At 58.7% G+C, this 26,801-nt stretch carries 25 protein-coding genes; 17 read left to right on the plus strand and 8 right to left on the minus strand.

Annotated features, from left to right (window positions below; all coding sequences use genetic code 11):
• Positions 1 to 604: 604 nt before the first annotated feature.
• Positions 605 to 1,543 carry a DMT family transporter gene (locus DTA24_RS18730; RefSeq protein WP_008805936.1) on the minus strand — a complete coding sequence of 313 codons (939 nt, stop codon included), beginning with the start codon at positions 1,541 to 1,543 and terminating at the stop codon, positions 605 to 607.
• Between the two features lie 162 nt (positions 1,544 to 1,705).
• Positions 1,706 to 1,879, minus strand: coding sequence for a general stress protein (locus DTA24_RS18735; RefSeq protein ID WP_002898708.1), 174 nt, complete (start codon positions 1,877 to 1,879; stop codon positions 1,706 to 1,708).
• A gap of 117 nt (positions 1,880 to 1,996) precedes the next feature.
• Here DTA24_RS18735 and DTA24_RS28340 point away from each other — a divergent pair, with 117 nt between their 5' ends.
• The 3 genes from DTA24_RS28340 to DTA24_RS18745 all read left to right on the plus strand — a co-directional run bounded on the left by DTA24_RS28340 (position 1,997) and on the right by DTA24_RS18745 (position 3,160).
• Positions 1,997 to 2,098 carry a hypothetical protein gene (locus tag DTA24_RS28340; RefSeq protein WP_223168430.1) on the plus strand — a complete coding sequence of 34 codons (102 nt, stop codon included), beginning with the start codon at positions 1,997 to 1,999 and terminating at the stop codon, positions 2,096 to 2,098.
• A gap of 217 nt (positions 2,099 to 2,315) precedes the next feature.
• Positions 2,316 to 2,912: an NAD(P)H:quinone oxidoreductase gene (wrbA, locus tag DTA24_RS18740; protein ID WP_008805935.1), complete on the plus strand. Its 597-nt coding sequence runs from the start codon at positions 2,316 to 2,318 to the stop codon at positions 2,910 to 2,912.
• A gap of 20 nt (positions 2,913 to 2,932) precedes the next feature.
• Positions 2,933 to 3,160: a YccJ family protein gene (locus DTA24_RS18745; protein WP_008805934.1), complete on the plus strand. Its 228-nt coding sequence runs from the start codon at positions 2,933 to 2,935 to the stop codon at positions 3,158 to 3,160.
• Positions 3,161 to 3,227: 67 nt separating this feature from the next.
• Here DTA24_RS18745 and agp read toward each other — a convergent pair whose 3' ends face one another.
• A complete protein-coding gene (gene agp, locus DTA24_RS18750) occupies positions 3,228 to 4,475 on the minus strand; it encodes a bifunctional glucose-1-phosphatase/inositol phosphatase (protein WP_016160599.1) in 1,248 nt (415 codons plus the stop codon).
• A gap of 152 nt (positions 4,476 to 4,627) precedes the next feature.
• On the opposite strand from agp, the gene DTA24_RS18755 reads away from it, so the two are divergent.
• Together DTA24_RS18755 and DTA24_RS18760 are read left to right on the plus strand one after the other, a co-directional pair.
• Positions 4,628 to 5,077, plus strand: coding sequence for a winged helix-turn-helix transcriptional regulator (locus tag DTA24_RS18755; protein WP_012542276.1), 450 nt, complete (start codon positions 4,628 to 4,630; stop codon positions 5,075 to 5,077).
• 115 nt (positions 5,078 to 5,192) lie between these two features.
• Positions 5,193 to 5,981: an SDR family NAD(P)-dependent oxidoreductase gene (locus DTA24_RS18760; protein WP_094284868.1), complete on the plus strand. Its 789-nt coding sequence runs from the start codon at positions 5,193 to 5,195 to the stop codon at positions 5,979 to 5,981.
• A 20-nt stretch (positions 5,982 to 6,001) separates the two neighbouring features.
• Here DTA24_RS18760 and DTA24_RS18765 read toward each other — a convergent pair whose 3' ends face one another.
• Positions 6,002 to 6,223 (minus strand): hypothetical protein, encoded by a 222-nt coding sequence (locus DTA24_RS18765; RefSeq protein ID WP_008805930.1) that lies wholly within the window; start codon positions 6,221 to 6,223, stop codon positions 6,002 to 6,004.
• 256 nt (positions 6,224 to 6,479) lie between these two features.
• Between DTA24_RS18765 and DTA24_RS18770 the strand changes: the two genes are divergently transcribed.
• Positions 6,480 to 6,602, plus strand: a complete 123-nt coding sequence (locus DTA24_RS18770) for a small membrane protein (protein WP_002898600.1) — start codon at positions 6,480 to 6,482, stop codon at positions 6,600 to 6,602.
• Between the two features lie 119 nt (positions 6,603 to 6,721).
• Here the strand turns inward: DTA24_RS18770 and DTA24_RS18775 are convergent, their stop codons facing one another.
• The gene (locus tag DTA24_RS18775) at positions 6,722 to 8,113 is read right to left on the minus strand and encodes an APC family permease (RefSeq protein ID WP_008805929.1); all 1,392 of its coding nucleotides are present in this window, start codon (positions 8,111 to 8,113) and stop codon (positions 6,722 to 6,724) included.
• Between the two features lie 352 nt (positions 8,114 to 8,465).
• Positions 8,466 to 9,887 carry a glutamine synthetase family protein gene (locus DTA24_RS18785; RefSeq protein WP_008805927.1) on the minus strand — a complete coding sequence of 474 codons (1,422 nt, stop codon included), beginning with the start codon at positions 9,885 to 9,887 and terminating at the stop codon, positions 8,466 to 8,468.
• A 225-nt stretch (positions 9,888 to 10,112) separates the two neighbouring features.
• Between DTA24_RS18785 and puuD the strand changes: the two genes are divergently transcribed.
• The 4 genes from puuD (at position 10,113) to DTA24_RS18805 (ending at position 14,539) form a co-directional block, all read left to right on the plus strand.
• Positions 10,113 to 10,865, plus strand: a complete 753-nt coding sequence (puuD, locus tag DTA24_RS18790; RefSeq protein WP_162494428.1) for a gamma-glutamyl-gamma-aminobutyrate hydrolase — start codon at positions 10,113 to 10,115, stop codon at positions 10,863 to 10,865.
• Positions 10,866 to 10,890: 25 nt separating this feature from the next.
• Positions 10,891 to 11,448 (plus strand): HTH-type transcriptional regulator PuuR, encoded by a 558-nt coding sequence (gene puuR / locus DTA24_RS18795; RefSeq protein WP_002898590.1) that lies wholly within the window; start codon positions 10,891 to 10,893, stop codon positions 11,446 to 11,448.
• Between the two features lie 320 nt (positions 11,449 to 11,768).
• Positions 11,769 to 13,256, plus strand: a complete 1,488-nt coding sequence (gene puuC / locus DTA24_RS18800) for an aldehyde dehydrogenase PuuC (RefSeq protein ID WP_117114548.1) — start codon at positions 11,769 to 11,771, stop codon at positions 13,254 to 13,256.
• A gap of 2 nt (positions 13,257 to 13,258) precedes the next feature.
• Entirely contained in the window at positions 13,259 to 14,539 is a 1,281-nt protein-coding gene (locus DTA24_RS18805; RefSeq protein ID WP_008805924.1) for an NAD(P)/FAD-dependent oxidoreductase, read from the plus strand.
• On the opposite strand, the gene DTA24_RS18810 is transcribed toward DTA24_RS18805, so the two are convergent.
• Positions 14,536 to 15,498, minus strand: coding sequence for a LysR substrate-binding domain-containing protein (locus DTA24_RS18810; protein WP_164481346.1), 963 nt, complete (start codon positions 15,496 to 15,498; stop codon positions 14,536 to 14,538). The two genes, DTA24_RS18805 and DTA24_RS18810, sit on opposite strands and share 4 nt — an antisense overlap.
• Positions 15,499 to 15,580: 82 nt before the next feature.
• On the opposite strand from DTA24_RS18810, the gene DTA24_RS18815 reads away from it, so the two are divergent.
• From DTA24_RS18815 to DTA24_RS18840, 5 genes are all read left to right on the plus strand, one after another.
• Positions 15,581 to 16,666 carry a tartrate dehydrogenase gene (locus tag DTA24_RS18815; RefSeq protein WP_123837022.1) on the plus strand — a complete coding sequence of 362 codons (1,086 nt, stop codon included), beginning with the start codon at positions 15,581 to 15,583 and terminating at the stop codon, positions 16,664 to 16,666.
• Positions 16,667 to 17,261: 595 nt separating this feature from the next.
• On the plus strand, positions 17,262 to 18,869 hold the full coding sequence (locus DTA24_RS18825) for a BCCT family transporter (RefSeq protein WP_004201469.1): 1,608 nt from the start codon (positions 17,262 to 17,264) through the stop codon (positions 18,867 to 18,869).
• 36 nt (positions 18,870 to 18,905) lie between these two features.
• The gene (yeaW, locus tag DTA24_RS18830) at positions 18,906 to 20,030 is read left to right on the plus strand and encodes a carnitine monooxygenase, oxygenase subunit YeaW (RefSeq protein ID WP_012968597.1); all 1,125 of its coding nucleotides are present in this window, start codon (positions 18,906 to 18,908) and stop codon (positions 20,028 to 20,030) included.
• 18 nt (positions 20,031 to 20,048) lie between these two features.
• Positions 20,049 to 21,497 carry an NAD-dependent succinate-semialdehyde dehydrogenase gene (locus tag DTA24_RS18835; RefSeq protein ID WP_086631554.1) on the plus strand — a complete coding sequence of 483 codons (1,449 nt, stop codon included), beginning with the start codon at positions 20,049 to 20,051 and terminating at the stop codon, positions 21,495 to 21,497.
• A 56-nt stretch (positions 21,498 to 21,553) separates the two neighbouring features.
• Positions 21,554 to 22,519, plus strand: coding sequence for a PDR/VanB family oxidoreductase (locus tag DTA24_RS18840; RefSeq protein ID WP_008805919.1), 966 nt, complete (start codon positions 21,554 to 21,556; stop codon positions 22,517 to 22,519).
• Positions 22,520 to 22,556: 37 nt separating this feature from the next.
• On the opposite strand, the gene ptsP is transcribed toward DTA24_RS18840, so the two are convergent.
• Positions 22,557 to 25,058, minus strand: coding sequence for a phosphoenolpyruvate--protein phosphotransferase (gene ptsP / locus DTA24_RS18845; RefSeq protein WP_022065194.1), 2,502 nt, complete (start codon positions 25,056 to 25,058; stop codon positions 22,557 to 22,559).
• A gap of 309 nt (positions 25,059 to 25,367) precedes the next feature.
• On the opposite strand from ptsP, the gene DTA24_RS18850 reads away from it, so the two are divergent.
• Both DTA24_RS18850 and DTA24_RS18855 read left to right on the plus strand, forming a co-directional pair.
• Positions 25,368 to 26,444 (plus strand): PTS fructose transporter subunit EIIC, encoded by a 1,077-nt coding sequence (locus DTA24_RS18850; protein WP_008805917.1) that lies wholly within the window; start codon positions 25,368 to 25,370, stop codon positions 26,442 to 26,444.
• A gap of 20 nt (positions 26,445 to 26,464) precedes the next feature.
• Positions 26,465 to 26,785, plus strand: a complete 321-nt coding sequence (locus tag DTA24_RS18855; protein ID WP_004179264.1) for a PTS fructose-like transporter subunit IIB — start codon at positions 26,465 to 26,467, stop codon at positions 26,783 to 26,785.
• The last annotated feature ends 16 nt before the right edge of the window (positions 26,786 to 26,801 follow it).

The raw sequence follows: 26,801 nt of genomic DNA on the forward strand, positions 1-26,801 counted from the left end.
CACCGCCGCAGGTACGGAGCCTGACCGCCCGGCGGCGCTGCGCTGGCGTGGGCCGACTGACCGTCAGGGCTGGATAATTTGATACGGTTATCGGTTTGCAACGGTTTCGCCCCGGAAAAACGGTTGTTCTGTGTTATTTCCGGGCAGATGGCGCTCCCGATAGGTCTTCTGCGTTATGTCTCTTATAGCGCAGGGAGCGCACAGGGGGCGGCCAGTCGCCGCCGCCCCCTGTACCCCCGGGCTCCGGCCAGCAACATCGCCACTGCGTGGTGCCTTCGACTTATCCCTGCAGGCTTCGGGTCGGGCCGAGGCAGCGTCCCTGCAAAACACGGCCCTCAGCCCGCATCCATGCGGGCTGCCCCGGCCTTCCGGGAACGTCTCAGCGATTTTGAGGCCGCCAACAACGGCAGTTTCAGCAGCCCCAGCGCCAGCGGTGATTTGGGGCTGTAGGCCGGGTAAGGCGCAGCCGCCACCCGGCATAAAAGCGACGCCGTGCCTGATGCCATCGCCCGGCGGCGCTGCGCTGGCGCGGGCCTGGAGACAATCAGAGCCGGACGAGTAGGCCAGCCAGGATAAGCGCCGCTGTAGGATCAGAAGCGTAAAATTATGGCTCGCGGCGATCGGCCAGGTCCGTGAGCGGCTGCGCATCGTCGTTTGTGGAAACCTGCGGCGGCGACTTGCGCTTCCACTTCAGCTCGCTCACCAGCACCCCCGCGAGGATCAAGACGCAGCCGAGCAGAGCCAGCAGCGGCAGACGCTCACCGGCCAGCCGGCCAAAAATACCGGCCCATACCGGTTCACCAGTATAGATAAGGGTGGCCCGCGTCGGCGAGACGCTGCGCTGCGCCCAGTTCATGGTCACCTGAATGATCGCGCTGAAAATCCCCAGCCCCAGCGCGACGCCGAGCAGGGCCGGCGTCAACGGCGGAACCGCCTCACCGGCCGGCTTCATGGCGGCGAAAGCCACCAGCGACGCGGTCGCCAGCTGCACGACCGTCACCCGGCGGACATCGACTTTCCCGGCCCAGGCGCTGATAAGGATAATCTCCGCCGCGATCGCCAGCGCGCTCGCCAGAGTAATCATCTCCCCCACGCCAAGCGCCAGCAGATTATTTTCCGGCCCGGCCAGCAGGATCAAACCGATAAACGCCAGCACAATCCCCACGCAGGACATCACCCCCGGCATACGGCCCAGGCACAGCCACTGCAGCAGCGGTACCAGCGGCACATACATCGCCGTGATAAACGCAGATTTACTGCTGGAGATCGACTGCAGTCCCCAGGTCTGCAGGCCATACCCCAGCGCAATCGCCACGCCAATCGCCACCCCCGCCTTCACCTCCAGCCACGTCAGCCCCCGCAGGGTGCGCAGCGAGAGCAGGCCCACCGCCAGCGCGGCGGTCGCGAAACGCAGACCGACAAAAAACAGCGGCCCGCTGAGGCTCACCGCATACTGCACGGCAAGGAACGTCCCTCCCCAGAACATGGTGATCATGATGAGGAGCGCTTCCTGGCGGGTAATGGAGAATTTTAACGAAGACATAAGACAGCCATGACGATTAACGGGCGACCAGTGTGCAATCCGCCCGGCGGGAGCGCAACCACCGACAGATAAAAAAACCGCCGGCAGATGCCGGCGGCGAGGGCGATGCGGTTGGGTCGGGGAGATTAACACCGCATCAAAGAGAACAGTGCGAGTCGCGCGTTAACTTTCACGACTACCGTGACTGTTTTTACCCCCTTTTTTGCCAGCCTCTGAGGCGCGCTGAGGGTCATTTTTAAAATTCCCCCCGCTATGCTGGCCACCTTTACGTCCTGCTTCTGATGCTCTTTCACGGTCTTCAGCAAAGTTGCCAGAACCGCCACGATGGTTTGCCATTACTGACCTCCATTAGGTTAGACATCATAGTGCATTACGCGGGAGCGGCGACGCCGCTGTCTTACCGCGTATCTATAAGGTTAGTGAATGACTGCCGCTGACGGCGGCAAATGAAATATCCAGAAACAAACCCGGGCGAAAAAAGTCCCCTCGCGGCGTGAACAGGTCCTAACCGACTCTGCTGGCGGAGAAAAAATAGTCGGCAAAAATGTATCCTGATGCTACACCCTTGCCACACCGGCCAAAATAGCAGGCACAACGCTTCCTCCTTCTCTCCCTTTCAGGCCGCGCGGTGCAAGGAAAAGTAAATAATGCTTTGTCATTTTGTTATAAATCAAATAAATGCCCGTTGGATTTGCACTCTCCGGCGGAGGCTTTATCTTTAAAGGTAACCAGCCATTTGGCTGGCTTATAACGCAACCGAGGAGTGATGGAAATGGCTAAAATTCTGGTGCTTTATTATTCCATGTATGGACACATTGAAACCATGGCTCACGCCGTCGCCGATGGGGCAAACCGGGTGGATGGCGTTGAGGTGGTTGTGAAGCGCGTGCCGGAAACCATGCAGGCTGAAGCATTTGCCAAAGCAGGCGGGAAAACGCAAAACGCGCCCGTCGCCACGCCGCAGGAGCTGGCAGAGTATGACGCCATCATCTTTGGTACCCCAACTCGTTTCGGCAACATGTCCGGTCAGATGCGCACCTTCCTCGATCAAACCGGCGGTCTGTGGGCGTCCGGCGCCCTGTACGGCAAGATCGCCAGCGTATTCAGCTCAACCGGCACCGGCGGCGGACAGGAACAAACCATTACCTCGACCTGGACGACGCTGGCCCACCACGGCATGATCATCGTCCCGATCGGCTACGGCGCCCAGGAGCTGTTTGATATTTCCCAGGTCCGCGGCGGTACCCCTTATGGCGCGACCACCATCGCCGGCGGAGACGGCTCGCGTCAGCCGAGCGAGGAAGAGTTAGCCATCGCCCGCTATCAGGGCGAACATGTCGCCAAACTGGCCGTTAAAGTCCACGGCTAATCTTCTGCAGGAGGAGTAACATGCCAACTCAAGAAGCAAAAGCACATCGCGTCGGCGAATGGGCAAGTTTACGTAACACCTCGCCGGAGATCGCCGAGGCGATTTTCGAAGTCGCCCACTACGATGAAAAACTGGCGGAGCAAATCTGGGAGGAAGGCAGCGACGAAGTGCTGGCGCTGGCCTTTGCCAAAACCGATAAAGATGCGCTGTTCTGGGGTGAACAGACGATTGAGCGTAAAAACGTCTAGAACGTTTATTTCCGCCAGGTCTCGCCCTAACCTGCTAAAAAACCCGGATTGCTCCGGGTTTTTTACATTATTTCGCCGCCTCGTTGATCACCTTTTTAAAGGTCTCCAGCGGACAGAATCCCTGATCGTCAACCGGGCAGCCGTTAAGCGCCAGGGTGACCCGCTGCGGCGGGGCCTGCAGGGTTAACGCGTCGGCGTTACGCAGCTGTTCAGTACTTTGATAGACATACTCAATCTTCATCAGATCGCGATTACCGGCGCTGTCATGCCAGCGCTGAAACAGCAGTTTGCCGCCAATGGGCGTGCGCTCGTACTGGCCAGGTAGTTGATAAGGCTTAAAGTCCAGGGCCGTCAGCAGCGAGGCGATATTCGAGTCGTGCCCCACCAGCAGCGTGACTTTCGCCTTGTTGGCCTCCTCGCCCACCAGCGCGTTATCGATATATTTAACCAACGGTTTGGCGACGTTTTGTGCCACCGCTACCGAGGTAAACAGACTATCCTGGTAGCCGTTCTTCAGCTTCGACAGCACCTGCCATTGCTTATCGCTGGTGATTTCCCCCCACGCCACCTGGTCTTTCGGGAAACCTTCATAATATTGCAGGGTGAAGGCGTCCACCAGCGAGTTGCCCACCTTCAGCGGACCGGAAACCCCCGGCTCCTGTTGATAACCGGCGCTAAAGGTATCCTTACCCTCGCTCAGCGAGCAGACCTGCTTCTCTTTGCAGGAGGGCGAGTTGCGGTAATCGATCATCGTCTCCAGCAGCTTATAGCTCTCGGTCAGTTGCATCCCCTGACGCTCTTTTTCCATCGCCTGCAGCGCTTTCTCGCGAAACGCGGGGGAGTCGTCGGTAATAACCGGGTTGAAGGTCGGGTCCATGGTGCCCATCTGCGGCTGGTGATGCACTGCAATGCCGCAGCCAGGGAACGCGCCGGTGATAAAGAACTGCGCGGTGGCGACGGTACGCTGCAGGCTGTTGGCATAGGCGTAAACCGCGTTTTCCGGTGGGCACTCGCCGCTGGTCACCAGCTTCTGCTGCGCCAGCCATTCGCGCATATAGTGGCCCATATACACCTCCAGCACGCCGCCTTTGGTGGTCAGCTGGCCGCCCGGCACATCCCACTGCGGCCAGGCCTTGGCGGTGGACTGCTCGAGCACGCTGCCGTTATTGGCCAGCGGCGCACGCAGGTTGTGACGGCTCATGATCAGCACCTGCTGCAGCTGATATCCCTCCGGGGCGGCCGAGTCCTGCGCCTGAGCGCCAGCGGATAACATCACCGCGCCGGCAACGGCGGCGGCAAGTAGACGTTTTTTCATCCCTTCATCCTTAGTCATTTATTATCATCGCGTTAATTGTGACGGATTTATGACATTTTTCCTGGTAATCGCTCGCAAACTTAGACCGTAGCCGAAAATTTCCCCTGCCGGGCAAAGAGTTTTATAATGAAACAATTAACCTGGAGGCTTTCGTGAAACGTACCCGTCTGGAAAACAGCTGTTGCCCTATCGCCCGCTCCCTCGATGTTATCGGCGACTGGTGGTCGCTGCTGATCGTCCGCGATGCTCTGCGCGGGGTGCGCCGGTTTAGCGAATTCCAGAAAAACCTCGGTATTGCCAAAAACATGCTCGCCGGGCGGCTGAAAATGCTGGTGGATGAAGGCATCCTGCGCCTGCAGCCGGCCTCCGATGGCAGCGCCTGGCAGGAGTATGTCCTGACCGACAAGGGCCGTGCCCTGCAGACGGTGCTGGTCGCCCTCTCCCAGTGGGCAGACGACTATCTGTTCGAGCCCGACGAACCGGCGACCCGGCTCATTGACCGTCAGCAGCGCCAGCCCCTGCGTAAGCTGGTCCTGCAGGCGGCGGATGGCCGTGAGCTGGCCCCGGCAGACATCACCATCGCTATTCCGCTGAACGACTAAACGCTGCCCGCGGCAGGCAAAAATGAAAAAGTCCGGACAAAATGGTTGCATTATTAAACCTAATATCTCATGCTGAATTTGGTTTAATAATGCAACCTTTTACGAGGCAATTCTCATGACCCAACCATCGCACACTGCTTTTATCACCGGCGCGTCCTCAGGTATCGGCGCGATCTATGCCGAACGACTCGCCGCCCGCGGCTACAATCTGATCCTCGCGGCCCGCCGTGAAGACCGGCTGCAGGCGCTCGCCGACCAGCTGCAGTCACGGTATGCCATCCAGGCCAGCATCCTCAAAGCCGATCTTAGCGAAGAGCACGGGATTGCCGCCGTAGAGCAGCGTCTGCAGCAGGATCCCGCCATCGACCTGTTCATTAACAACGCCGGCACCGCGAAAATGGCGGGGTTTCTCGCCAGTACGCCGCGGGAGCACCAGGCGATTCACACGCTCAACACCACGGCGCTGCTGCGCCTGAGCTATGCCGCGCTGGCCGCTTTCGCCCCCCGACGCCGGGGAACGCTCATTAATATTGCCTCCATCCTCGCGCTACATACGCTGCCGGGCAGCGCGGTCTACAGCGCCAGTAAAGCCTGGGTGTTGAGCTTCACCCGCGGTCTGCAGGATGAGTTTGCCGACAGCGGCGTGCGTATTCAGGCGGTATTGCCGGCGGCGACCGCCACCGATCTCTGGCCGACCTCCGGCGTGGCGTTGAACGCCCTGCCCACCGGCACGGTGATGACCACAGAAGATCTGGTGGACGCCGCCCTCAGGGGGCTGGAGATGGGGGAAAAGGTCACGTTACCGCCGGTTCATGACCTGACACTGTGGGATACCTACGAGCAGGCCAGGCTGGCGCTGTTTACCACCGCACGAACCGGGGAACCGGCGCCGCGGTATCGCTAACCGGCACCTCGCGGCGGTGGTTACTCCGGTAGCGGAACCGCCGTCAGGGTACAAATGGCCTCGTGCTCGCCGCCGCGGCGATCGGTGATCACCACCTTATCGCCCGCTTTTTTGCCTTCACACGGCTTGAGGACCTGCTCCACGATCTGCTCGCGGCTCGCCTGACGTTCACTTTCAGCCTGGCTGGCAAAGGCAGACAGCGCCAGCACCACGCCCAGCAGGCTGAGGGATTTCTTATACATGACTGACTCTCAGATCGTTCTTATTCGCGGTCAGCGTAACCCGCTGTACGCCGCACTTCTGTAAAATCACTTAACGGAGTGTTACATCCTTTCAGGTGAAACCCGGGCGGTCACATTCCTGCGGGAAATATTTTATCACAACCCCGCCGCCGGATATTCTCGCGATGAGGCGTCATCTTTCAGACATATCCCGATGTTATCTTCAAACAGAGCCCTGTATCTTTTTCCCTTTCTAAACAGAATATTAGGTTGGTCTATGTCGGGTCTTATTCTCTTTATCGTCGCGGTGGCGCTGCTGGGCGTCGCCATCTACAGCCTGGTGTCGTACCTCAAAGAGCGGCGCGCCAGTCAGTTACCTGTCCATAAAAAGAAGAAATAATACCTTCCGTTCCCCGCCGTTTTCTGCTGATTTCTTTACCGTCCTGTACTGTCCCTTACCGAACCAAAAACCAAGGCAGGCCTGTGGGCCTGCCTTGGTTCAATCGCAGCATCAAACGTTTATGACTCCCAGGCCTGCTCCGCTTTGGTGGCATCGAACTGCGGCGGCGGTTTACGGAAGCGTCGGGTCAGGTAAGCCAGGTACAGCAGGCCAAGCGCCGCCCACACCAGGCCGAGCGTTAGCGAGGTGGCCTCGAGGTTGATCCACAGCACGCCCACCGTCAACGCGCCGACCATCGGCAACAGCAGATAGTGCAGCCGATCCTTCCAGGTTTTGTTATACCCCTTGCGCCGCCAGAAGTGGTTGAACACCGACAGATTTACGAAGGTGAACGCCACCAGCGCGCCGAAGTTGATCAACGCCGTGGCGGTCACCAGGTCGAAGAACAGCGCCGACAGCGCGACAATACCCACCATAATCACGTTCAGCGCCGGGGTACGCCATTTCGGATGCACATAGCCAAAAATGCGCTCCGGGAAGACGTTGTCGCGGCCCATCACGTACAGCAGACGGGAGACGCTGGCATGCGAGGCCAGGCCCGATGCCAGGGTGTTAACAAAGGTGGTGCAGAGGAAAATCGACTGGAACAGCTTGCCGCCCACGTACAGCGCAATCTCCGGCAGCGCGGCATCGGGGTCTTTAAAGCGATGAATATCCGGGAAGAACAGCTGCATAAAGAACGACGCGACGATGAAAATAATGCCGCCGTACATCGCAGTAAGAAAAATCGCTTTCGGGATCACCCGTGCGGCGTCAGGGGTCTCTTCCGACAGCGTGGTCACCGCGTCGAAACCGAGAAACGAGAAGCAGACAATCGTCGCGCCGGTAATAATCGGGATCAGATGCGCATTCTGGCTGATAAACGGCTGCAGCGACCAGACGGTCCCCACCCCCTCGCCTTTGTGCAGCCCCTGCACCACCAGAATGACAAACACCACCATGATCGAAATCTGCACCAGCACGAACAGGGTGTTGAAGTTGGCCACCAGGTTAACGCTTTTCAGGTTCGCGGCGGTCAGAATGGCGACAAAGGTGACCACCCACACCCATGGCGGCACCTCCGGGAACAGCGCCGAGAGATAGATCTTCGCCAGCAGGACGTTGATCATCGGCAGAAACAGATAATCGAGCAGCGACGACCAGCCGACCATAAAACCGACGTGCGGACTGATGGATTTTTGCGCGTAGGTATAGGCGGAACCGGCTTCCGGGAACTGACGCACCAGTTTGCCGTAGCTGATGGCGGTGAACAGCACCCCGGCCAGCGCCAACAGATAAGACGCCGGTACGTGGCCATTGCTGATGCCGGAGACGATGCCGAAGGTATCAAACACCGTCATCGGCGTCAGATAGGCCAGCCCCATCATCACCACTTGCCAGAGTTTGAGGGATTTACGCAGGCGTGGTCTGCCCGCCTGAGCGGCGTTATGCGCAGGAAGATTAATAGCCATCGCCCATTCCCCCCTTGCTGTTAACAGTTTGCGGACCCAACGTCCGCGTGACAAACCTGCTTAGCAAAGGGGTAAGGCATAGATAAAAGGGTAAGACGGACCGGTGAGCGGTAGCTGGCTGGCATTCCATGCGGCCTGAGCGGCCTCCCTCTCCCTGCGGATATTTGAACATCTGCATCATCTCATTTCCTCGTCACACACTGTGTCGTTAACTGAAGCCCCGTTGCCGCCTGCGCTCCTTAACGCGACATCCGGGAAATGGCTGGGCTCCCAGCAAAAAGGACGACCAGGCTCCGCTCAGGCCGTAGATGCTACTGATTACCAAACTCATGGGCCCCTCGCGGGGCGACCATCAGGCGTTTTTCAACATCCACTCAATTTCGGTTTCTGTGATAAGACGCTCAAACTGCAGTAATTCATCATGCTTACAGGCATGGAAAACGTGGCAGAAACGCTCACCGAGGCGCTCGCGCAGATGATCGTTCTGCATAAACTCCCACAGCGCATCGCTCTGGCGGATCGGGAACGGCAGGCCCTCTTGTTCCAGACCGTTACCTTCCACCTCTTCCTGCAAAGGCAGCTGGGGGTTATCCAGCCCGTGCAGAATGCCGGCAAAAATCGCCGCCATCACCAGATACGGGTTGGCGTCCGCCCCCGCCACGCGATACTCGACGCGGTGGTTCTGCCGCTCGCCGCACGGAATACGCAAGGCCACGGTGCGGTTGTTATGCCCCCACGAAGCCTGCGTCGGGACGTACATCCCCGGCTGGAAGCGGCGATACGAGTTCACGTTCGGCGCCAGCAGCGCCATCGAGGCCGGCATCAGATCGATCATCCCGGCCAGCGCGCGTTTGAGCAGCACAGAGTCTTCCCCGTCGCCGTCCACCAGCACGTTTTCCCCTTTATTGTTCAGCATGCTGATGTGGATGTGCATCCCGCTGCCCGCATGCTCTTCATAAGGCTTCGCCATAAAAGTGGCGTGCATCTTATGCTTCTCCGCCATTAAACGCACGAGACGTTTTAACGCCAGCGCATCATCGCAGGCATCCAGCACGTTATCGGTATGGTGAAGGTTGATTTCAAACTGGCCCGGCGAGGCTTCCGCCACCGCGCCGTCGGCGGGGATCAGCTGCAGTTTGGCCAGCTCGTCGATGTCATAAAGCACGTCGGCAAAGTGGTTCAGGTTATCGACGGAGTAGACCTGGCTTTGGGTGTTGCGATCGTCGGTGCCCGGCGCGCACGGCGGCTGGAGGTAGCCTTCGGCGTCGCGTTTGCGGTCCAGTAAATAGAACTCCAGCTCTACCGCTACCACGGGGAACAGCCCGCGCTGGCGCAACTGCTGCCAGAGGCGGTTGAGTACGTTCCGCGGCTCAACGTCAAAGGGAGCGCCATCTTCATCAACCATGGTCAGCTGTACCTGGGCTATCGATTGTGGGTCAGCCGCCGAAGGCGTTAAGGTGCCGGGTACCGGAATGCAGCTGCGATCCGGTTCGCCCATATCCTGACCCAGGCCGGCCTCTTCCACCACATTGCCAAGAATATCCATTGCAAACACCGAGGCCGGGAAATAACAGCCTTTCTCCAGTTTGCTCAGGCCGGCAACCGGAATGCGCTTGCCGCGGAAGCAGCCGTTCAGGTCGGTAAGGAGGACATCGACATACTGGGTATCGGGGTAGGTTTCGAGGTAGCGCTTCACTTCTTTCGCGAACGCGCTGACCCGTCTCTCTTCCGTCTGCTGAACAAAGTTCTCAACTTCTACGATATTGGTTTCCATGATTCACCGCCGTTGGTTGGGTTTCGGTCCTGTGCTCAGACCGTTAAATATAATGTCCACCCCATCGACTGTGTATGCAAATAAATTGTTTGTCAAATGTTAAATTAAGTTTGCAAAGGGCTATTTCCACTGCTAGATTGAGAAAATATTGAACGATATGGCCGTTAAACCCGCTATAGCGGTCATAATTTAGTCCACTTTGTGAGGGCGATCATGGAAAATATAATGTACAAGCCAGTTATTGGCGTCGTGATGTGTAGAAACAGGCTTAAGGGTCACCAGACCCAGACTCTGCAAGAAAAGTACCTGAATGCCATTGTTAACCACGGCGGACTGCCGATCGCCCTGCCGCATGCGCTGGCGGAGCCGGAGCTGCTGAACGCGTTAGTCGATAAACTGGACGGGATTTACCTGCCAGGCAGCCCCAGTAATGTGCAGCCGCACCTTTATGGTGAAAACGGCGATGAGCCTGACGCCGACCCCGGGCGTGATCTTCTGAGCATGGCGCTGATTAACGCCGCGCTCGAAAGGCGCATCCCCATTTTCGCCATCTGTCGTGGACTGCAGGAACTGGTTGTCGCCACCGGCGGGACTCTGTATCGTCGTCTGTTCGAGCAGCCTGAGCTCCTTGAACATCGTGAAGATCCTGAACTGCCCGTCGAGCAGCAGTATGCGCCGTCCCATCAGGTTGAGGTTCAGGAAGGAGGATTGCTGTCGCAATTGATACCGGGCTGCAACACGTTTTGGGTAAACTCGCTACATGGGCAAGGGGCAAAAACCCTGAGTCCGCAGCTGCGCGTGGAGGCGCGAGCGCCGGATGGACTGGTGGAAGCGGTCAGCGTGAACGATCATCCTTTCGCGTTGGGCGTACAGTGGCATCCTGAATGGAACAGTAGCGAATACGCCCTGTCGCGTATGTTGTTTGATGGTTTTATCACCGCCTGTCAGGGCCATCATGCTGAAAAGCGGCGGCGCTGACCACTACCGTTAAGGAAATGCAAATATGAGCGATGACGGACTGGCGCCAGGGAAACGTCTGTCAGAGATCCGCCAACAGCTGGGTCTCTCACAGCGTCGTGCCGCCGAACTGTCTGGGTTGACACATAGTGCCATCAGCACCATAGAGCAGGACAAAGTCAGTCCTGCCATCAGTACGCTGCAAAAGCTGCTGAAAGTCTATGGGCTGTCGCTCTCGGAATTCTTTTCTGAACCCGAAAAGCCGGACGAACCCCAGGTGGTCATTAATCAGGATGACCTGATTGAGATGGGAAGTCAGGGCGTTTCCATGAAGCTGGTTCATAACGGAAATCCGAACCGTACGCTGGCGATGATTTTTGAAACTTACCAGCCTGGAACCACGACCGGGGAGAGAATTAAGCATCAGGGTGAGGAGATAGGCACCATACTGGAAGGTGAGATCGTGCTGACCATTAACGGTCAGTCGTATCACCTGGTGGCTGGACAGAGCTATGCCATTAATACCGGCATCCCGCACAGCTTCAGCAACACCTCGGCAGGCATCTGCCGCATCATCAGTGCCCACACCCCCACCACATTCTGATTATTTAGCCTGAACGAGGTTCAGGCTTTCTTCAGGCCTGTCGCGGCGGAAAATCTATTTTCGTCGCGGCGAAGAAATCGTAGTAATTACGCCTGCGCCGTACGGAATATTATTTCCTGTTGGCCCCGAAATAATTAACGCCAGTGAATGGCGACTCGCTCCTGAATAATTCGGGTTGTAAACAACCTGTCGCCATTCAGGGGAATAAAACGGTATTCAACTCCGGGGATACATTATGCCCTGCGCCCGGCGCAGTGCCCCCGTGCAGCCTGAAAACGCCGAACTGATTAATGTGCCGATAATGTTTTTAAGGAGTCATGATGAATTTTCAGCACCTGGCTTACTGGCAGGAAAAAGCGAAAAACCTGGCCATTGAAACGCGCTTATTTATTAACGGCGAATATTGCGCCGCGGCCGATAATACCACCTTTGAAACTATCGACCCTGCCGCGCAGCAGACATTAGCGCAGGTCGCCCGCGGTAAAAAAGCCGACGTCGAACGGGCGGTGAAGGCCGCGCGCCAGGCTTTTGATAACGGCGACTGGTCGCAGGCCTCTCCGGCCCGGCGTAAAGCGGTTCTCACTCGCTTTGCTGACCTGATGGAAACCCATTGTGAAGAGCTGGCGCTGCTCGAAACGCTGGATACCGGCAAACCGATCCGCCACAGCCTGCGCGATGATATTCCCGGCGCCGCCCGCGCCATTCGCTGGTACGCCGAGGCGCTGGATAAAGTCTATGGCGAAGTCGCGCCCACCGGCAGCAACGAGCTGGCGATGATCGTTCGCGAACCAATTGGCGTGATCGCCGCGGTGGTGCCGTGGAACTTCCCGCTGCTGCTGGCCTGCTGGAAACTCGGTCCGGCGCTGGCGGCGGGCAACAGCGTGATCCTCAAACCCTCAGAAAAATCGCCGCTCACCGCCCTGCGTCTGGCCGGGCTGGCGAAAGAGGCCGGCCTGCCGGACGGCGTGTTGAACGTGGTCAGCGGCTTTGGCCACGAGGCCGGACAGGCGCTGGCCCTGCATCCTGATGTTGAAGTCATTACCTTTACCGGCTCCACCCGTACCGGCAAGCAGCTGCTGAAAGACGCCGGCGACAGCAATATGAAGCGCGTATGGCTGGAAGCGGGCGGCAAGAGCGCCAACATCGTTTTCGCCGACTGCCCGAATCTGCAAAAAGCGGTCAACGCCACCGCCGGCGGCATCTTCTATAACCAGGGCCAGGTGTGTATCGCAGGCACCCGCCTGCTGCTGGAGGAGAGCATCGCCGACGAATTTCTGACATTGCTGAAAGCGCAGGCGCAACACTGGCAGCCGGGTAACCCGCTCGATCCGGACACCACCATGGGCATGTTGATTGATAACGCCCATGCCGACAACGTGCACAGTTTTATCCGCGGTGGCGAAGCCAAAAGCACGCTGTTCCTCGACGGACGGAAAAATCCGTGGCCTGCCGCCGTCGGCCCGACCATTTTCGTTGACGTCGACCCGGCATCGACCCTCAGCCGGGAAGAGATCTTCGGTCCGGTACTGGTGGTCACGCGCTTCAAAAGCGAAGAAGAGGCGCTGCAGCTTGCTAATGACAGTGACTACGGTCTCGGCGCCGCCGTGTGGACCCGCGATCTGTCACGCGCCCACCGCATGAGCCGTCGCCTGAAGGCTGGCTCGGTCTTCGTCAACAACTATAACGATGGTGATATGACCGTTCCGTTCGGCGGCTACAAGCAGAGCGGCAACGGGCGCGATAAATCGCTGCACGCGCTGGAAAAATTCACCGAACTGAAAACCATCTGGATTGCCCTGGAGTCTTGATCATGACTGAACATACCACTAGCTACTACGCCGCCAGCGCCAATAAGTATGAACCGTTCCCGACGCTGGAGGGATCCATCAACTGTGACGTCTGCGTCGTCGGCGGCGGCTACACCGGCCTCTCCTCAGCTCTGCATCTGGCCGAAATGGGCTACGACGTGGTGGTGCTGGAAGGGGCGCGCATCGGCTTCGGCGCCAGCGGCCGCAACGGCGGTCAGCTGGTCAACTCCTATAGCCGCGATATCGACGTCATTGAGAAGAACTACGGCCCGGATGCGGCCAAAATGCTCGGCAGCATGATGTTCGAAGGCGGCGATATTATTCGCGAGCGCATCCAGCGCTACCAGATCCAGTGCGATTACCGCCCGGGCGGCCTGTTCGTGGCGATGAACCATAAGCAGCTGGAAACCCTGGAAGAGCAGAAAGCCAACTGGGAACGCTACGGTAACACCCAACTGGAGCTGCTGGACAGAGAGGCCATTCGTCGTGAAGTGGACAGCGACCGCTACGTCGGCGCCCTGCTTGACCACAGCGGCGGCCATATTCACCCGCTGAACCTCGCCATCGGCGAAGCGGACGCCATTCGTCTGAACGGCGGCCGGGTGTATGAGCAGTCGCCGGTCACCCGCATCCAGCACAGCAGCCCGGCGGTGGTCAGCACCGCGCGCGGCCAGGTCACCGCACGCTACGTGATCGTCGCCGGCAACGCCTATCTTGGCGATAAACTGGAGCCGGAGCTGGCGAAACGCAGCATGCCGTGTGGCACCCAGGTGGTCACGACCGCTCCGCTGTCGGAAGAGGTCGCCCGCTCGCTGATCCCGAAAAACTACTGTGTGGAAGATTGTAACTACCTGCTGGACTACTACCGTCTGACCGGCGACAACCGTCTGCTGTACGGCGGCGGCGTGGTCTATGGCGCGCGCGATCCGGACGACGTGGAGCGGCTGATTATGCCGAAGCTGCTGAAAACCTTCCCGCAGCTGCAGGGGGTGAAAATTGACTACCGCTGGACCGGCAACTTCCTGCTGACCCTGTCGCGGATGCCGCAGTTCGGCCGTCTCGATAACAATATTTACTACATGCAGGGCTACAGCGGCCACGGCGTGACCTGTACCCACCTTGCCGGACGCTTGATTTCAGAGCTGCTGCGCGGCGACGCCGAGCGGTTCGACGCCTTCGCCAAACTGCCGCACTACCCGTTCCCGGGCGGCCGCAGCCTGCGCATTCCTTTTACCGCCATGGGCGCGGCCTACTACAGCCTGCGCGACCGCCTTGGGGTTTAATCGCCTCTGCCGACGGCGCTGGCCGTCGGCTCATGCTGCGGATAGTGCTGCTGAAAGTAGTGGCGCAGAAACTCCACGGTGGTGCGAATTTTAGCCGACGTCGCCAGCCGGGAGACATAGACTGCCCAGACGTTGGCAGGCTGAAAGAATTCCGGCAGCACATGCACCAGATGGCCGCTGGCGATATTCTCCCGGACGTCCCACCATGAACGTAACGCAATCCCCTGCCCGTCCAGACACCACTGATGCACAATTTCACCATGGTTGGACGACAGCGGCCCGGTCACCTTGATCGCATGCTGCCCCTCTTTGCTGTGCAACTGCCAGATGCCAAACGGATGATCGCGTTCTTTAATCACCAGGCAGGGTAAGGCGGCCAGATCGCTCAGCTGTTTCGGCGGTGGATGGCGGGCAAGGAATTGCGGCGAGGCGCAGAGCACGCGGTGGTTGGCCGCCAGCTGGCGGGCAATCAGATTCGGCGCGATATCATCGCCCACGCGAATATCGAGATCCACCCCTTCATTGACTAAATCCACCAGCCGGTCCTGGACATCGAAACGCAGTTCCAGCTGCGGGTACTGAAGGGCCAGCGCCGACAGCGCCGGGGCCACCACCCGGCGACCAAAGCCGAAGCTACTGATAATACGCAGCGTTCCCTGCGGCACCTGACGTACGTCGGAAAGTTCGTCCATCATCTCATCGACATCCTGCAAAATGCGCTGCGCCCATTCGTAGATCCGCTCCCCCTCCTCGGTGATGGTGACCCGGCGGGTGGTCCGGTGCAACAACACCACATTCAGGGTTTGCTCCAGCAGCGAAACCCGCTTGCTGACGAACGCCGGTGATACGCCAAGCTCTACGGCGGCGGCGGCGAACCCGGCCCGGCGAGCGACCAGCATAAAGACGCGTAAATCATTTAGCAGCGGCAGATTATTCATGATCTGTGTTTTATGTTTCACCAGTTAGCGTGATTAATTATGAACCAGTCAATTATAGGATAGGCAGGTGGTCAAACATCATCGCTAAAAAGTGAGAACCGGAATGAAAAAAACCTATCGTATTGCCGCCATCCCGGGTGACGGAATTGGCAAAGAAGTTCTGCCTGAAGGGATTCGCGTGCTGCAAGCCGCCGCACAGCGTTGGGATCTGTCATTGAGCTTCGAGCAGATGGAGTGGGCAAGCTGCGAATATTATGCCCATCACGGCAAGATGATGCCGGACGACTGGCGCGAGCAGCTGCAGGGCTTCGATGCCATCTACTTCGGCGCCGTCGGCTGGCCGGATACCGTTCCCGACCACATTTCGCTGTGGGGGTCGCTGCTGAAGTTCCGCCGTGAGTTTGACCAATACGTCAACCTGCGTCCGGTGCGTCTGTTCCCCGGCGTCCCCTGCCCGCTGGCGGGTAAAAAGGCCGGCGATATCGATTTTTACGTGGTGCGCGAAAATACCGAAGGCGAATATTCCGCCCTCGGCGGGCGCGCCAATGAAGGCACCGAGCATGAAGTGGTGATTCAGGAGTCGGTCTTTACCCGCCGCGGCGTGGACCGGATCCTGCGCTACGCCTTCGAACTGGCGCAAAGCCGCCCACGCAAAACGCTGACTTCGGCAACCAAATCCAACGGTCTGGCGATCAGCATGCCCTACTGGGATGAGCGGGTGGAAGAGATGGCCAAAAACTATCCGGATATTCGCTGGGACAAGCAGCATATCGATATCCTGTGCGCCCGCTTCGTGCTGCAGCCGGAGCGTTTCGACGTGGTGGTCGGCTCCAACCTGTTCGGCGATATTCTCTCCGATCTCGGCCCGGCCTGTACCGGCACAATCGGTATTGCGCCGTCGGCCAATCTCAATCCGGAGCGCACCTTCCCGTCGCTGTTCGAGCCGGTTCACGGCTCCGCGCCGGATATCTACGGTAAAAATATCGCCAACCCGATCGCCACCGTGTGGGCCGGGGCGATGATGCTCGATTTCCTCGGCAACGGCGATGCGCGCTATCACGCCGCGCACAACGGCATCCTGGCGGCGATTGAGCAGGTGATTGCCAGCGGGCCGAAAACCCCGGATATGAAAGGCAGCGCATCAACGCAACAGGTCAGCGACGCTATCTGCAAAGCCGTTTTGGCGTAATTACCCCGCCGCTCCCCGGTGGCGCGGCGCTTACCGGGGCTACAAAAGGCACGATAATGTAAAAACACGGCCCTCAGCCCGCATCCCTGCGGGCTGCCCCGGCCTGCAGGGAACGTCTCAGCGATGTTGAGGCCGCCAACACCGGCAGTTTCAGTAGCCATAGGGACAAGGTAGTGATCTTAAGCTCGCAATGGCACGGACCGTAGGTCGGGTAAGGCGTTAGCCGCCACCCGACAAAAAAACGACACCGCGAGTAGCAAGCACGGGTAAGGCGCAGCCGCTACCCGGGAAAACCCGCGCGCCTGGTCCTCCAACTCCCCTCTCTTTTCGCTATGCAGAATCCCCCACGATTGACAAGTGGACCGCATCACAGCGGTGAACTTTATTATTCCTGAAAGGACAGAACCTGCGCCAATTCACCTTTTATTATTTCCGTTCCGTGTTTTATTGCTTCACGAAACGGCCAATTGTTTAATTCATGTAACGAAGAAATAATCCGATTGTTAATAGCTTTTGCTACGAACCTTGACCCTACAGCGTGATAACAACGACAGGCTAAAGCCACCGACGGGCAATCATGCCCAGGAGATCACCCATGTTGAGCAACGTAAAGAAAAAAGATGTGCCGCTGATTGCCATCAGCCTGGCGGCCATTGTTTTCATCGCCGCTACATTAAGTCTCTTCCCGCAGCAAACCGCGCAGGCGGCTGATTCGATTTTTAACGGCGTGACCCGCCTGCTGGGTTCCACGGTACAGGTACTGGTGCTGCTGGCGCTGGGACTGGTGCTCTATCTGGCGACCAGCAAATACGGCAATATCCGTCTCGGCGAAGGCAAAGTCGAATACAGTACCCTCTCATGGCTGTTTATGTTTATCTGCGCCGGGCTCGGCTCCTCCACGCTGTACTGGGGCGTTGCCGAATGGGCTTATTACTACCAGACCCCGGGCCTGAACATTGCTCCGCAATCGCCGAAAGCGCTGGAATACAGCATCCCTTATTCTTTCTTCCACTGGGGGGTTAGCGCCTGGGCGACCTACACTCTCGCTTCGCTGATCATGGCCTATCACTTCCACGTGCGGAAAAATAAAGGCCTCAGCCTCTCCGGGATCATTTCAGCGATCACCGGAGTGAGTCCGCAGGGCTTCTGGGGCCGTCTGGTCGATCTGATGTTCCTGATCGCTACCGTCGGCGCGTTAACCATTTCGCTGGTGGTCACTGCCGCCACCTTCACCCGCGGCCTGTCAGCGCTGACCGGGCTGCCGGATAACTTCACCGTGCAGGCGTTTGTGATCCTGCTCTCCGGCGGTATTTTCTGCATGAGTTCGTGGATTGGCATCAACAACGGCCTGCAGCGCCTGAGCAAAATGGTCGGCTGGGGGGCGTTTCTGCTGCCGTTGGTGGTATTACTGGTTGGTCCGACCGAATTCATCACCAATAACATCATTAACGCCGTCGGCCTGACGACTCAGAACTTCCTGCAGATGAGTCTGTTTACCGATCCCCTCGGCGACGGCGCCTTTACCCGCAACTGGACCGTCTTCTACTGGCTGTGGTGGATCTCCTATACTCCGGGCGTGGCGATGTTCGTCACCCGCGTCTCCCGCGGGCGCAAAATCAAAGAGGTGATATGGGGACTGCTCCTTGGTAGCACCGCCGGCTGCTGGTTCTTCTTTGGGGTGATGGAAAGCTACGCCATGCACCAGTTCGTTAACGGCGTGATTAACGTACCGCAGGTGATGCAGACTCTCGGCGGCGAAACCGCCGTCCAGCAGGTCCTGATGTCGCTGCCGGCAGGTAAGCTGTTCCTCGCCGCCTATCTGTTCGTGATGATTGTTTTCCTCGCCTCGCACATGGATGCGGTGGCCTACACCATGGCAGCGACCAGCACCCGCAACCTGCGCGAAGGCGACGATCCGGATCGCGGCATGCGCCTGTTCTGGTGCGTGGTGATCACCCTCATCCCGCTATCGATTCTGTTTACCGGCGCTTCGCTTGAGACCATGAAAACCACCGTGGTGCTGACCGCCCTACCATTCCTGGCCATTTTACTGATTAAAACCGGCGGCTTCGTGCGCTGGCTAAAACAGGACTACGCCCACGTGCCGGTCAATCAGATAGAAACCCATACGCCCGAGCCAATGATTAAAGCCGAGACGCTACCGGTTGGCACGGTACTCAAAGGCGACGGCCAGTCGCTGTAAAACCTCTTACTGACAATAATCACAAGGTGACCTTACATGAGCAATTTGAGCCCTGACTTTACTCTGCCGATTAACTTTTGCGCCAATCCGCAGGATGCCTGGACCATTCCGGCCCGTTTTTATACCGACAGCCAGGCGTTTGAGCACGAGAAAGAGCGCATCTTCGCCAATAGCTGGATTTGCGTCGCCCACGGCAGCGAGGTCGCCCGGCCGAACGACTACATCACCCGGGAGATCATTGGCGAAAATATCGTTATCGTCCGCGGCCGCGACAATATTCTGCGCGCTTTCTATAACGTCTGCCCGCACCGCGGCCACCAGCTGCTGAGCGGTGAAGGTAAAGCCAAAAACGTGATTACCTGCCCCTATCACGCCTGGGCCTTCAAGCTTGACGGCAATCTCGCCCACGCCCGCAACTGCGAAAACGTGGCGAATTTCGATAGCGAAAAGGCAACGCTGGTGCCGGTTCGCCTGGAAGAGTATGCCGGCTTTGTGTTTATCAATATGAACCCGCAAGCGGAGAGCGTGGAAACGCAGCTGCCGGGCCTGCAGGACAAAGTGCTGGAAGCCTGCCCGGACGTGCATGACCTGAAACTGGCAGCGCGCTTTACCACTCTCACCCCGGCGAACTGGAAAAATATCGTCGATAACTATCTGGAATGTTACCACTGCGGCCCGGCGCACCCGGGCTTCTCGGATTCCGTACAGGTTGACCGTTACTGGCACACCATGCACGGCAAATGGACGCTGCAGTATGGCTTCGCCAAGCCGTCCGAGCAGTCGTTTAAATTCGAAGAAGGTACCGAAGCCGCGTTCCACGGTTTCTGGCTATGGCCGTGCACCATGTTCAACGTGACGCCGATCAAGGGCATGATGACCGTGATCTATGAATTCCCGGTGGATGAAGAGACCACTCTGCAGAATTACGACATCTATTTCACCAACGAAGAGCTGACTGACGATCAGAAAGCGCTGATTGAGTGGTATCGCGACGTGTTCCGCCCGGAAGATTTACGCCTGGTGGAAAGCGTGCAGAAGGGGCTGAAGTCCCGCGGCTATCGCGGCCAGGGACGCATTATGGCGGATAACAGCGGCAGCGGTATCTCCGAGCACGGTATCGCCCATTTCCACAATTTGGTGGCCCAGGTGTTCCAGCCGTAATCGTTGAAGGAGTTTGCTATGTCCGTGTTTCACTCAGATCTGTTTCGCCAGCAGGCGCTGATTGCCGGAAGCTGGCGCGACGCCGCCGACGGCACGACGCTTGCCGTCAGCAATCCTTCCACCGGCGCGGCGCTCGGCCAGATCCCTAATATGGGTCGGGCGGAAGCGCAGCAGGCCGTGGAGGCCGCCGCGGCCGCGCTGCCGGCCTGGCGCGCATTAACCGCCGCTCAGCGCGCCACGCTATTGAAAAACTGGCACCGCCTGATCCTCGAAAACAAAACCGCGCTGGCGCAGATCATGACCGCCGAGCAGGGCAAGCCGCTGGCGGAGGCCGAAGGCGAAATCGCCTATGCCGCCTCGTTTATCGAGTGGTTTGCCGAACAGGGCAAACGCACCAACGGCGAAATAATCCCCTCCCCTGGCGCGGATAAACGCCTGATGGTGATCCGCCAGGGCGTGGGCGTCTGCGCGGCGATCACCCCGTGGAACTTCCCGGTGGCGATGATCACCCGTAAGGCCGGCCCGGCGCTGGCCGCTGGCTGCACGATGGTGATTAAGCCGGCTAACGAAACGCCGTTTACCGCGCTGGCGATGGCGGAACTGGCGAATCAGGCCGGGATCCCGCAGGGCGTCATTAACGTCGTTACCGGCCAGTCGCGCGAAATTGGCGCGGTGTTCACCGGCGATGAGCGGGTGCGTAAACTCTCCTTTACCGGCTCGACCGAAGTTGGCCGCGTACTGATGCGCCAGTGCGCGGAATCCATCAAAAAGCTCTCTTTAGAGCTCGGCGGTAACGCGCCGTTTATCGTCTTTGACGATGCCGATATCGATAAAGCGGTCGAAGGAGCGCTGATCGCCAAGTTCCGCAACGCCGGGCAAACCTGCGTCTGCGTCAATCGCTTCTATATTCATCGCGCCGTCTACGACCAATTCTGCGATAAATTCGTCGCCCGCGTCGCCGCCCTGAAAGTGGGCGATGGCAACGAGTCCGGTGTGCAGATTGGCCCGCTTATCAACGCCGACGCCGGGCGCAAAGTCCAGTCCCTGCTCGACGACGCCCTGACCCGCGGCGCAACGCTGTTAACCGGCGGTAAAGCGCACCCACTGGGCGGTAATTTCTTCACCCCTACGGTTATCGGCGACGTACAGCCGGGGTCACTGCTGCTGCAGGAAGAGATTTTCGGCCCGGTGGCCGCGCTGGTGAAATTTGACGATGAGCAGCAGGTCATCGAGCAAGCGAATAACACCATCTACGGTCTCGCCTCCTATTTTTACAGCAACGATGCCGCCCGTATCTGGCGCGTCTCCGAGCAGCTGGAATACGGGATGGTCGGCATCAATACCGGGCTGATTTCCAACGAAGTCGCGCCATTTGGCGGAGTGAAGCAGTCCGGCCTTGGCCGCGAAGGGTCGGAACACGGAATCGAAGATTACCTGGAGATGAAGTATCTCTGCCAGGGGTTGTAAATGTCCTCTCCCGGCGGCGGCGCTGGCCACGCCGGGATTTTTGATGGAGTTCAGCGATGTCTGATTATCAAATGTTTGAGGCGATCGTTCGCGATGTTGAACAGATCACCGCCCAGGTGAAGCGTTTTACGCTGGTGTCGCCGACCGGCGCCCCGCTGCCGGGATTCAGCGGCGGCAGCCATATTATCGTCCAGATGCAGGATGGCGAGCAGCGCTACAGTAACGCCTATTCGCTGATGAGCTCGCCGCTGGATACCACCAGCTGGCAGATTGCGGTGCGTCTTGAGTCGCCTTCCAAAGGCGGCTCGCGTTTTATGCACCAGCAGGTGCGCCCGGGCGATACCCTGACGGTGTCCACGCCCAACAACCTGTTCGCCATCGAACCACAGGCGCGAAAACATCTGCTGATCGCCGGCGGTATCGGCATCACGCCATTCTTGTCCCATATTCCGGAACTGGAACAACGGCAGGCCGACTGGCAGCTGCACTACTGTTTCCACGACGCCGACAATAATGCTTTCGTCGATGCGCTCAGCGCCGCGCCGTGGCGAGATCGGGTCAATGTTCATGTATCAGCGCTCGGCAGCCGTCTCGACCTGCCGCGCCTGTTCGCCGACCTCGAGCCCGGAACCCACGTGTATACCTGCGGCCCGGCGGCGCTTAACGAGGCGGTGAAAGCCGCCGCCGAACGCCATCAGGTGCCCGCCAGTCAGCTGCACTTTGAGCAGTTTATCGTTGAGGATAAAGGCGGAGAGGCGTTTACCCTGGTGCTGGCGCGTTCCGGACGCGAATTTACCGTACCGCAGGACATGACCATTTTGCAGGTTATTGAGAATAACAAAGCGGCGAAGGTGGAATGCCTGTGCCGCGAAGGGGTGTGCGGCACCTGCGAAACGATGATTCTGGAAGGGGAAGCGGACCACCGCGATCAGTATTACAGCGAGGAAGAGAAAGCCAGCCAGCAGAGTATGCTGATCTGCTGCTCGCGCGCCAAAGGCGGCCGCCTGGTACTGGATTTGTAAAGCGCACACCGGCCGGCACCGCTGGCCGGTGTGCAGATCACAGTTCCAGCTCGCGGCGCAGCAGGTCGGCAATATCCTCGCTGCTCTCCGCGGATACCAGAGATTGGCGGAACTCCGCGTGCATAATGCGCCGCGCCAGCCGCGAGAAGATACGCATATGCTGATCGCCCGCCGAGTGCTTGTTCAGCGTCAGCATAATCACAAACTGCGCCTCTTCATCGCCCCATATCACCGGCTGCGCCAGCCGCGCGACGCTGATAGTCGACTGCTCAATATGCTCGGATTTACTGTGCGGAATGGCGAAGCTAAAGCCCAGACCGGTGGAGAACACCGCCTCGCGGGCCCACAGGTCGGCCTCCAGCTTACGCGGATATCGACAGCGGCCGGCCAAAAGCAGATTATCCGTCATCCCTTTCAGCACCTCCTCCTTACTGCGCCAGTCGCTGTTCAGCGTAATGCACTCGGCGCTCACCAGCGGCACATCCTGCTGACGCATGCGGAACTGGGCCAGCAGATGCTCCACTTCCAGTGAGGTACGGCACTGCATGGCCTGATTCAGCAGCTGGCGGCAGGCGCGGCTGTCCAGTTGCGCCAGGCGCGATTTGGTCGCCGGGATCGCCGGCGCGCTCATGCTCAATTCATCTAAACCGAGGCCTACCAGCAGCGGAAGCACCGATCCTTTGGCCCCCAGTTCGCCGCACAGACCGATCCATTTCCCCTGCCGATGCACCGCCTGTACCGCATAGTCCAGCGCGCGCAGGAAGGCGGGATTCAGGCTGTTATAATGGCGCGTCACTTTCGCATTATCACGATCGACCGCCAGCAGATACTGCGTTAAGTCGTTGCTGCCGATGCTAAAGAAATCCACCTCTTCACAACACTGATCGATGATAAACATCACCGACGGCACTTCGAGCATGATGCCGAGCGGGATCTTTTCATCAAACGGGATCTGCTCGGCGCGCAGCGACTGTTTGGCCTCCGCCAGTCGCTCTTTCACCCACAGGATCTCTTCCATTGATGAAATCATCGGGATCATAATCTTCAGCGAGCCGTGCGCCGAGGCGCGTAAAATCGCCCGTAGCTGAGTGTGAAACAGCGCCTGATACTCTTCATAGATGCGCACCGCGCGGTAGCCGAGGAACGGATTGTTTTCCGCAGGGATGTTGAGATAGGCCACCGGCTTATCACCGCCGATATCCATAGTCCGCACGATAATGCTGCGCCCGGCAGCGGGTTCCAGCGCCTGGCAGAAGATGTTGTAGAGCTCATCTTCCGACGGCGCGCTCGGGCGATCCATATACAGCATTTCAGTGCGGAACAACCCTACCGACTGCGCGCCCTGGTTGAATGCCGCCACCGCTTCCACCGAATGGGCGATATTGGCGGCGATCTCCACGCGGATACCGTCTTGCGTCTGCCCGGCTTTATCCAGCCATACCTGCTGCTGTTGCCGGATTTGCGCCTGTAGCCAGGCCTCCTGCTGATAGTAGCGCGCTACCGCCGGACTCGGATCCACCACCAGCAGCCCGGCGTTGCCGTCAATCTGCACCTGCGTATCCACCCACGGCAGCAGCGCGGCTAAATCCACGCCTACCAGAGTAGGGATATTGAATGAGCGTGCCAGAATCACGGTATGCGAGGTGGTGCCGCCGCTGCGCAGCAGCAGCCCTTTGAGATGCGTTTTATCCAGTTCCAGAAACTGGCTGGGGGTCAGCTCGTCGGCAAGACAAATGGCCGCTTCCCGCAACTGGCCCGGCGCCGGGAAACGGGCTTCGCCGTAGATATGCTGTAACAGCTGGAAGCAAACGTCGCGTACATCCAGTACCCGCTCCTGCAGATAGCTGTTGCCGGAGTCGCGGAACTGGGCGCAGAAGTGGTCGCCGGTGGCGACAATCGCCTGGGCGCAGCTCAACCCGGTGAGAATACCGCCAAGCAGGTGCTGGCGCAGCGAGGCATCCGTCGCCAGCGAACGGTGAGCTTCCAGGATCGCGCTGGCGGTGCCGTCATTGTCCAGCAGCCGCAGCTCGATATCTTTCACCAGCAGGCGCAGGCCATTATCCAGCGCCGCCTGCTCCTGTTCGGGACTGGCGGCGACGGGCAGTTCGCCCAGCTCGTGCAGATCGCGTGATTTGAGATGAACCAGCGTCCCTCCCGCGCTGCCGGCGCACACCGGGTGGGCATGAAACAGCGTCGGGTTCAGCCGCGAAAGCGACTCTGGCACCGGCTGGACATCCAGCGTTGGCGCAGCGGGCAGCGGCGCGTCACAGTGGGGAAATTCATCGCGCATAAAAGCCGTTAACGCGGCGAATGCTTCAGCTTCATCTTCGCCGCTGATAAGCAGCTGGCAGGCGTCGCCCTTCAGGGTATTGCTGCCGATAATCGCCAGCGCGCTCTTGGCATTTCCGCCGGTCTCGCGGCGCAAGTTCCGCCACTCAATCGCTGATGAAAAACGGTTACACAGCGTTTCGACCAGACTGGCCGGACGCGCATGCACGCCGTTGGGCAAATCACATGTAAATTCAATGACCAGAGCCATCGCCTTCCTCCAGAGCAATCCATTATTTCGTCAAAAAGTAATAAAAGACGGCCCCAGGGACTAGGTGATAAAACTGGCAATTACTGGACTATTGTACACACAATATTTTTTTATGCCCGCCATCACAATTCCACCCTGTTAGCGCTCATCTCTCCTGTCACTACTAAGATTTGAGGTGGATCGCAATTCTTTTCTCACCTTACAAATATCCAGTAAATGCACTTTTTCTCTACTGTTTAATACCCCGCCCTTTTTCTAATGTTGAGGCATCAATACTGTCACGGGCCCTACAGCGCTCAGGAGCAAGCAATGAACGAACTGGTGCAAATACTAAAAAATACCCGCCAGCATCTGATGACCGGCGTGTCACATATGATCCCCTTCGTGGTCTCCGGCGGGATCCTGCTGGCGGTCTCCGTCATGTTGTATGGCAAAGGCGCGGTACCCGATGCCGCCACCGACCCTAATCTGAAGAAACTTTTTGATATCGGCGTCGCCGGGCTGACGCTGATGGTGCCCTTTCTCGCCGCCTACATCGGCTACTCCATTTCTGACCGCGCCGCGCTGGCCCCCTGCGCCATCGGCGCCTGGGTGGGCAACAGCTTTGGCGCCGGTTTCTTCGGCGCGCTGATCGCCGGCATGATTGGCGGCCTGGTGGTCTATTACCTGAAAAAAATCCCCGTACATAAAGTTCTGCGCTCGGTGATGCCGATTTTCATCATTCCCATCGTCGGCACCTTTATCACCGCCGGGATCATGATGTGGGGGCTTGGCGAGCCGGTTGGCGCGCTGACCGCTAACCTGACCGGCTGGCTGCAGGGGATGCGCGAGGGCAGCATCGTGGTGCTGGCCATCATTATGGGTCTGATGCTGGCCTTTGATATGGGCGGCCCGGTGAACAAAGTAGCCTACGCCTTCATGCTGATTTGCGTTTCGCAGGGCGTCTACAGCGTGGTGGCTATCGCTGCCGTCGGTATCGCCGTACCGCCGCTGGGCATGGGGCTGGCGACGCTGATTGGCCGCAAATATTTCACCGCCGAAGAGCGGGAAACCGGCAAAGCCGCGCTGGTGATGGGCTGTGTCGGCGTGACCGAAGGGGCGATTCCCTTTGCCGCCGCGGATCCGCTGCGCGTCATTCCGGCCAATATGATTGGCGCCGCCAGCGGCTGCGTCACCGCCGCGCTGATGGGCGCCCAGTGTTACGCCGGCTGGGGCGGGCTCATCGTGCTGCCGGTGGTCCAGGGCAAGCTCGGCTTTGTTGCCGCGCTGCTGGTCGGCGCCTGCGTCAGCGCTGCCTGCGTCATCCTGCTGAAAGCCTTCGCCAAAAAGAAACCCACTGACGTCGCCGCTGACGATGAACTAGACCTTGATTTCGAAATTAACTAACAGACTGGAAGGAACAGATTATGACCCACATTATCGCTGTCACCGCATGCCCGTCGGGCGTGGCTCACACCTACATGGCCGCTGAATCGCTGGAAAGCGCCGCCAAAGCCAAAGGCTGGCAGGTCAAGGTTGAAACGCAGGGTTCCATTGGCATTGAAAACGAACTGACGGCGGAGGAGATTGCCGCCGCCGATATGGTCATTCTGACCAAAGATATCGGCATCAAATTCGAAGAGCGTTTTGCCGGGAAAACTATCGTGCGCGTCAATATCAGCGATGCGGTCAAGCGCGCCGACGCCATCATGAACAAGATAGACAGCCACCTTTCCCAGAGCGCCTGAAGCCTTAAAAGGGCGC

Origin of the sequence: Klebsiella sp. P1CD1 (assembly GCF_003790505.1) — a bacterium.
In the GTDB taxonomy this organism is placed as follows: Bacteria; Pseudomonadota; Gammaproteobacteria; order Enterobacterales; family Enterobacteriaceae; genus Klebsiella; species Klebsiella variicola.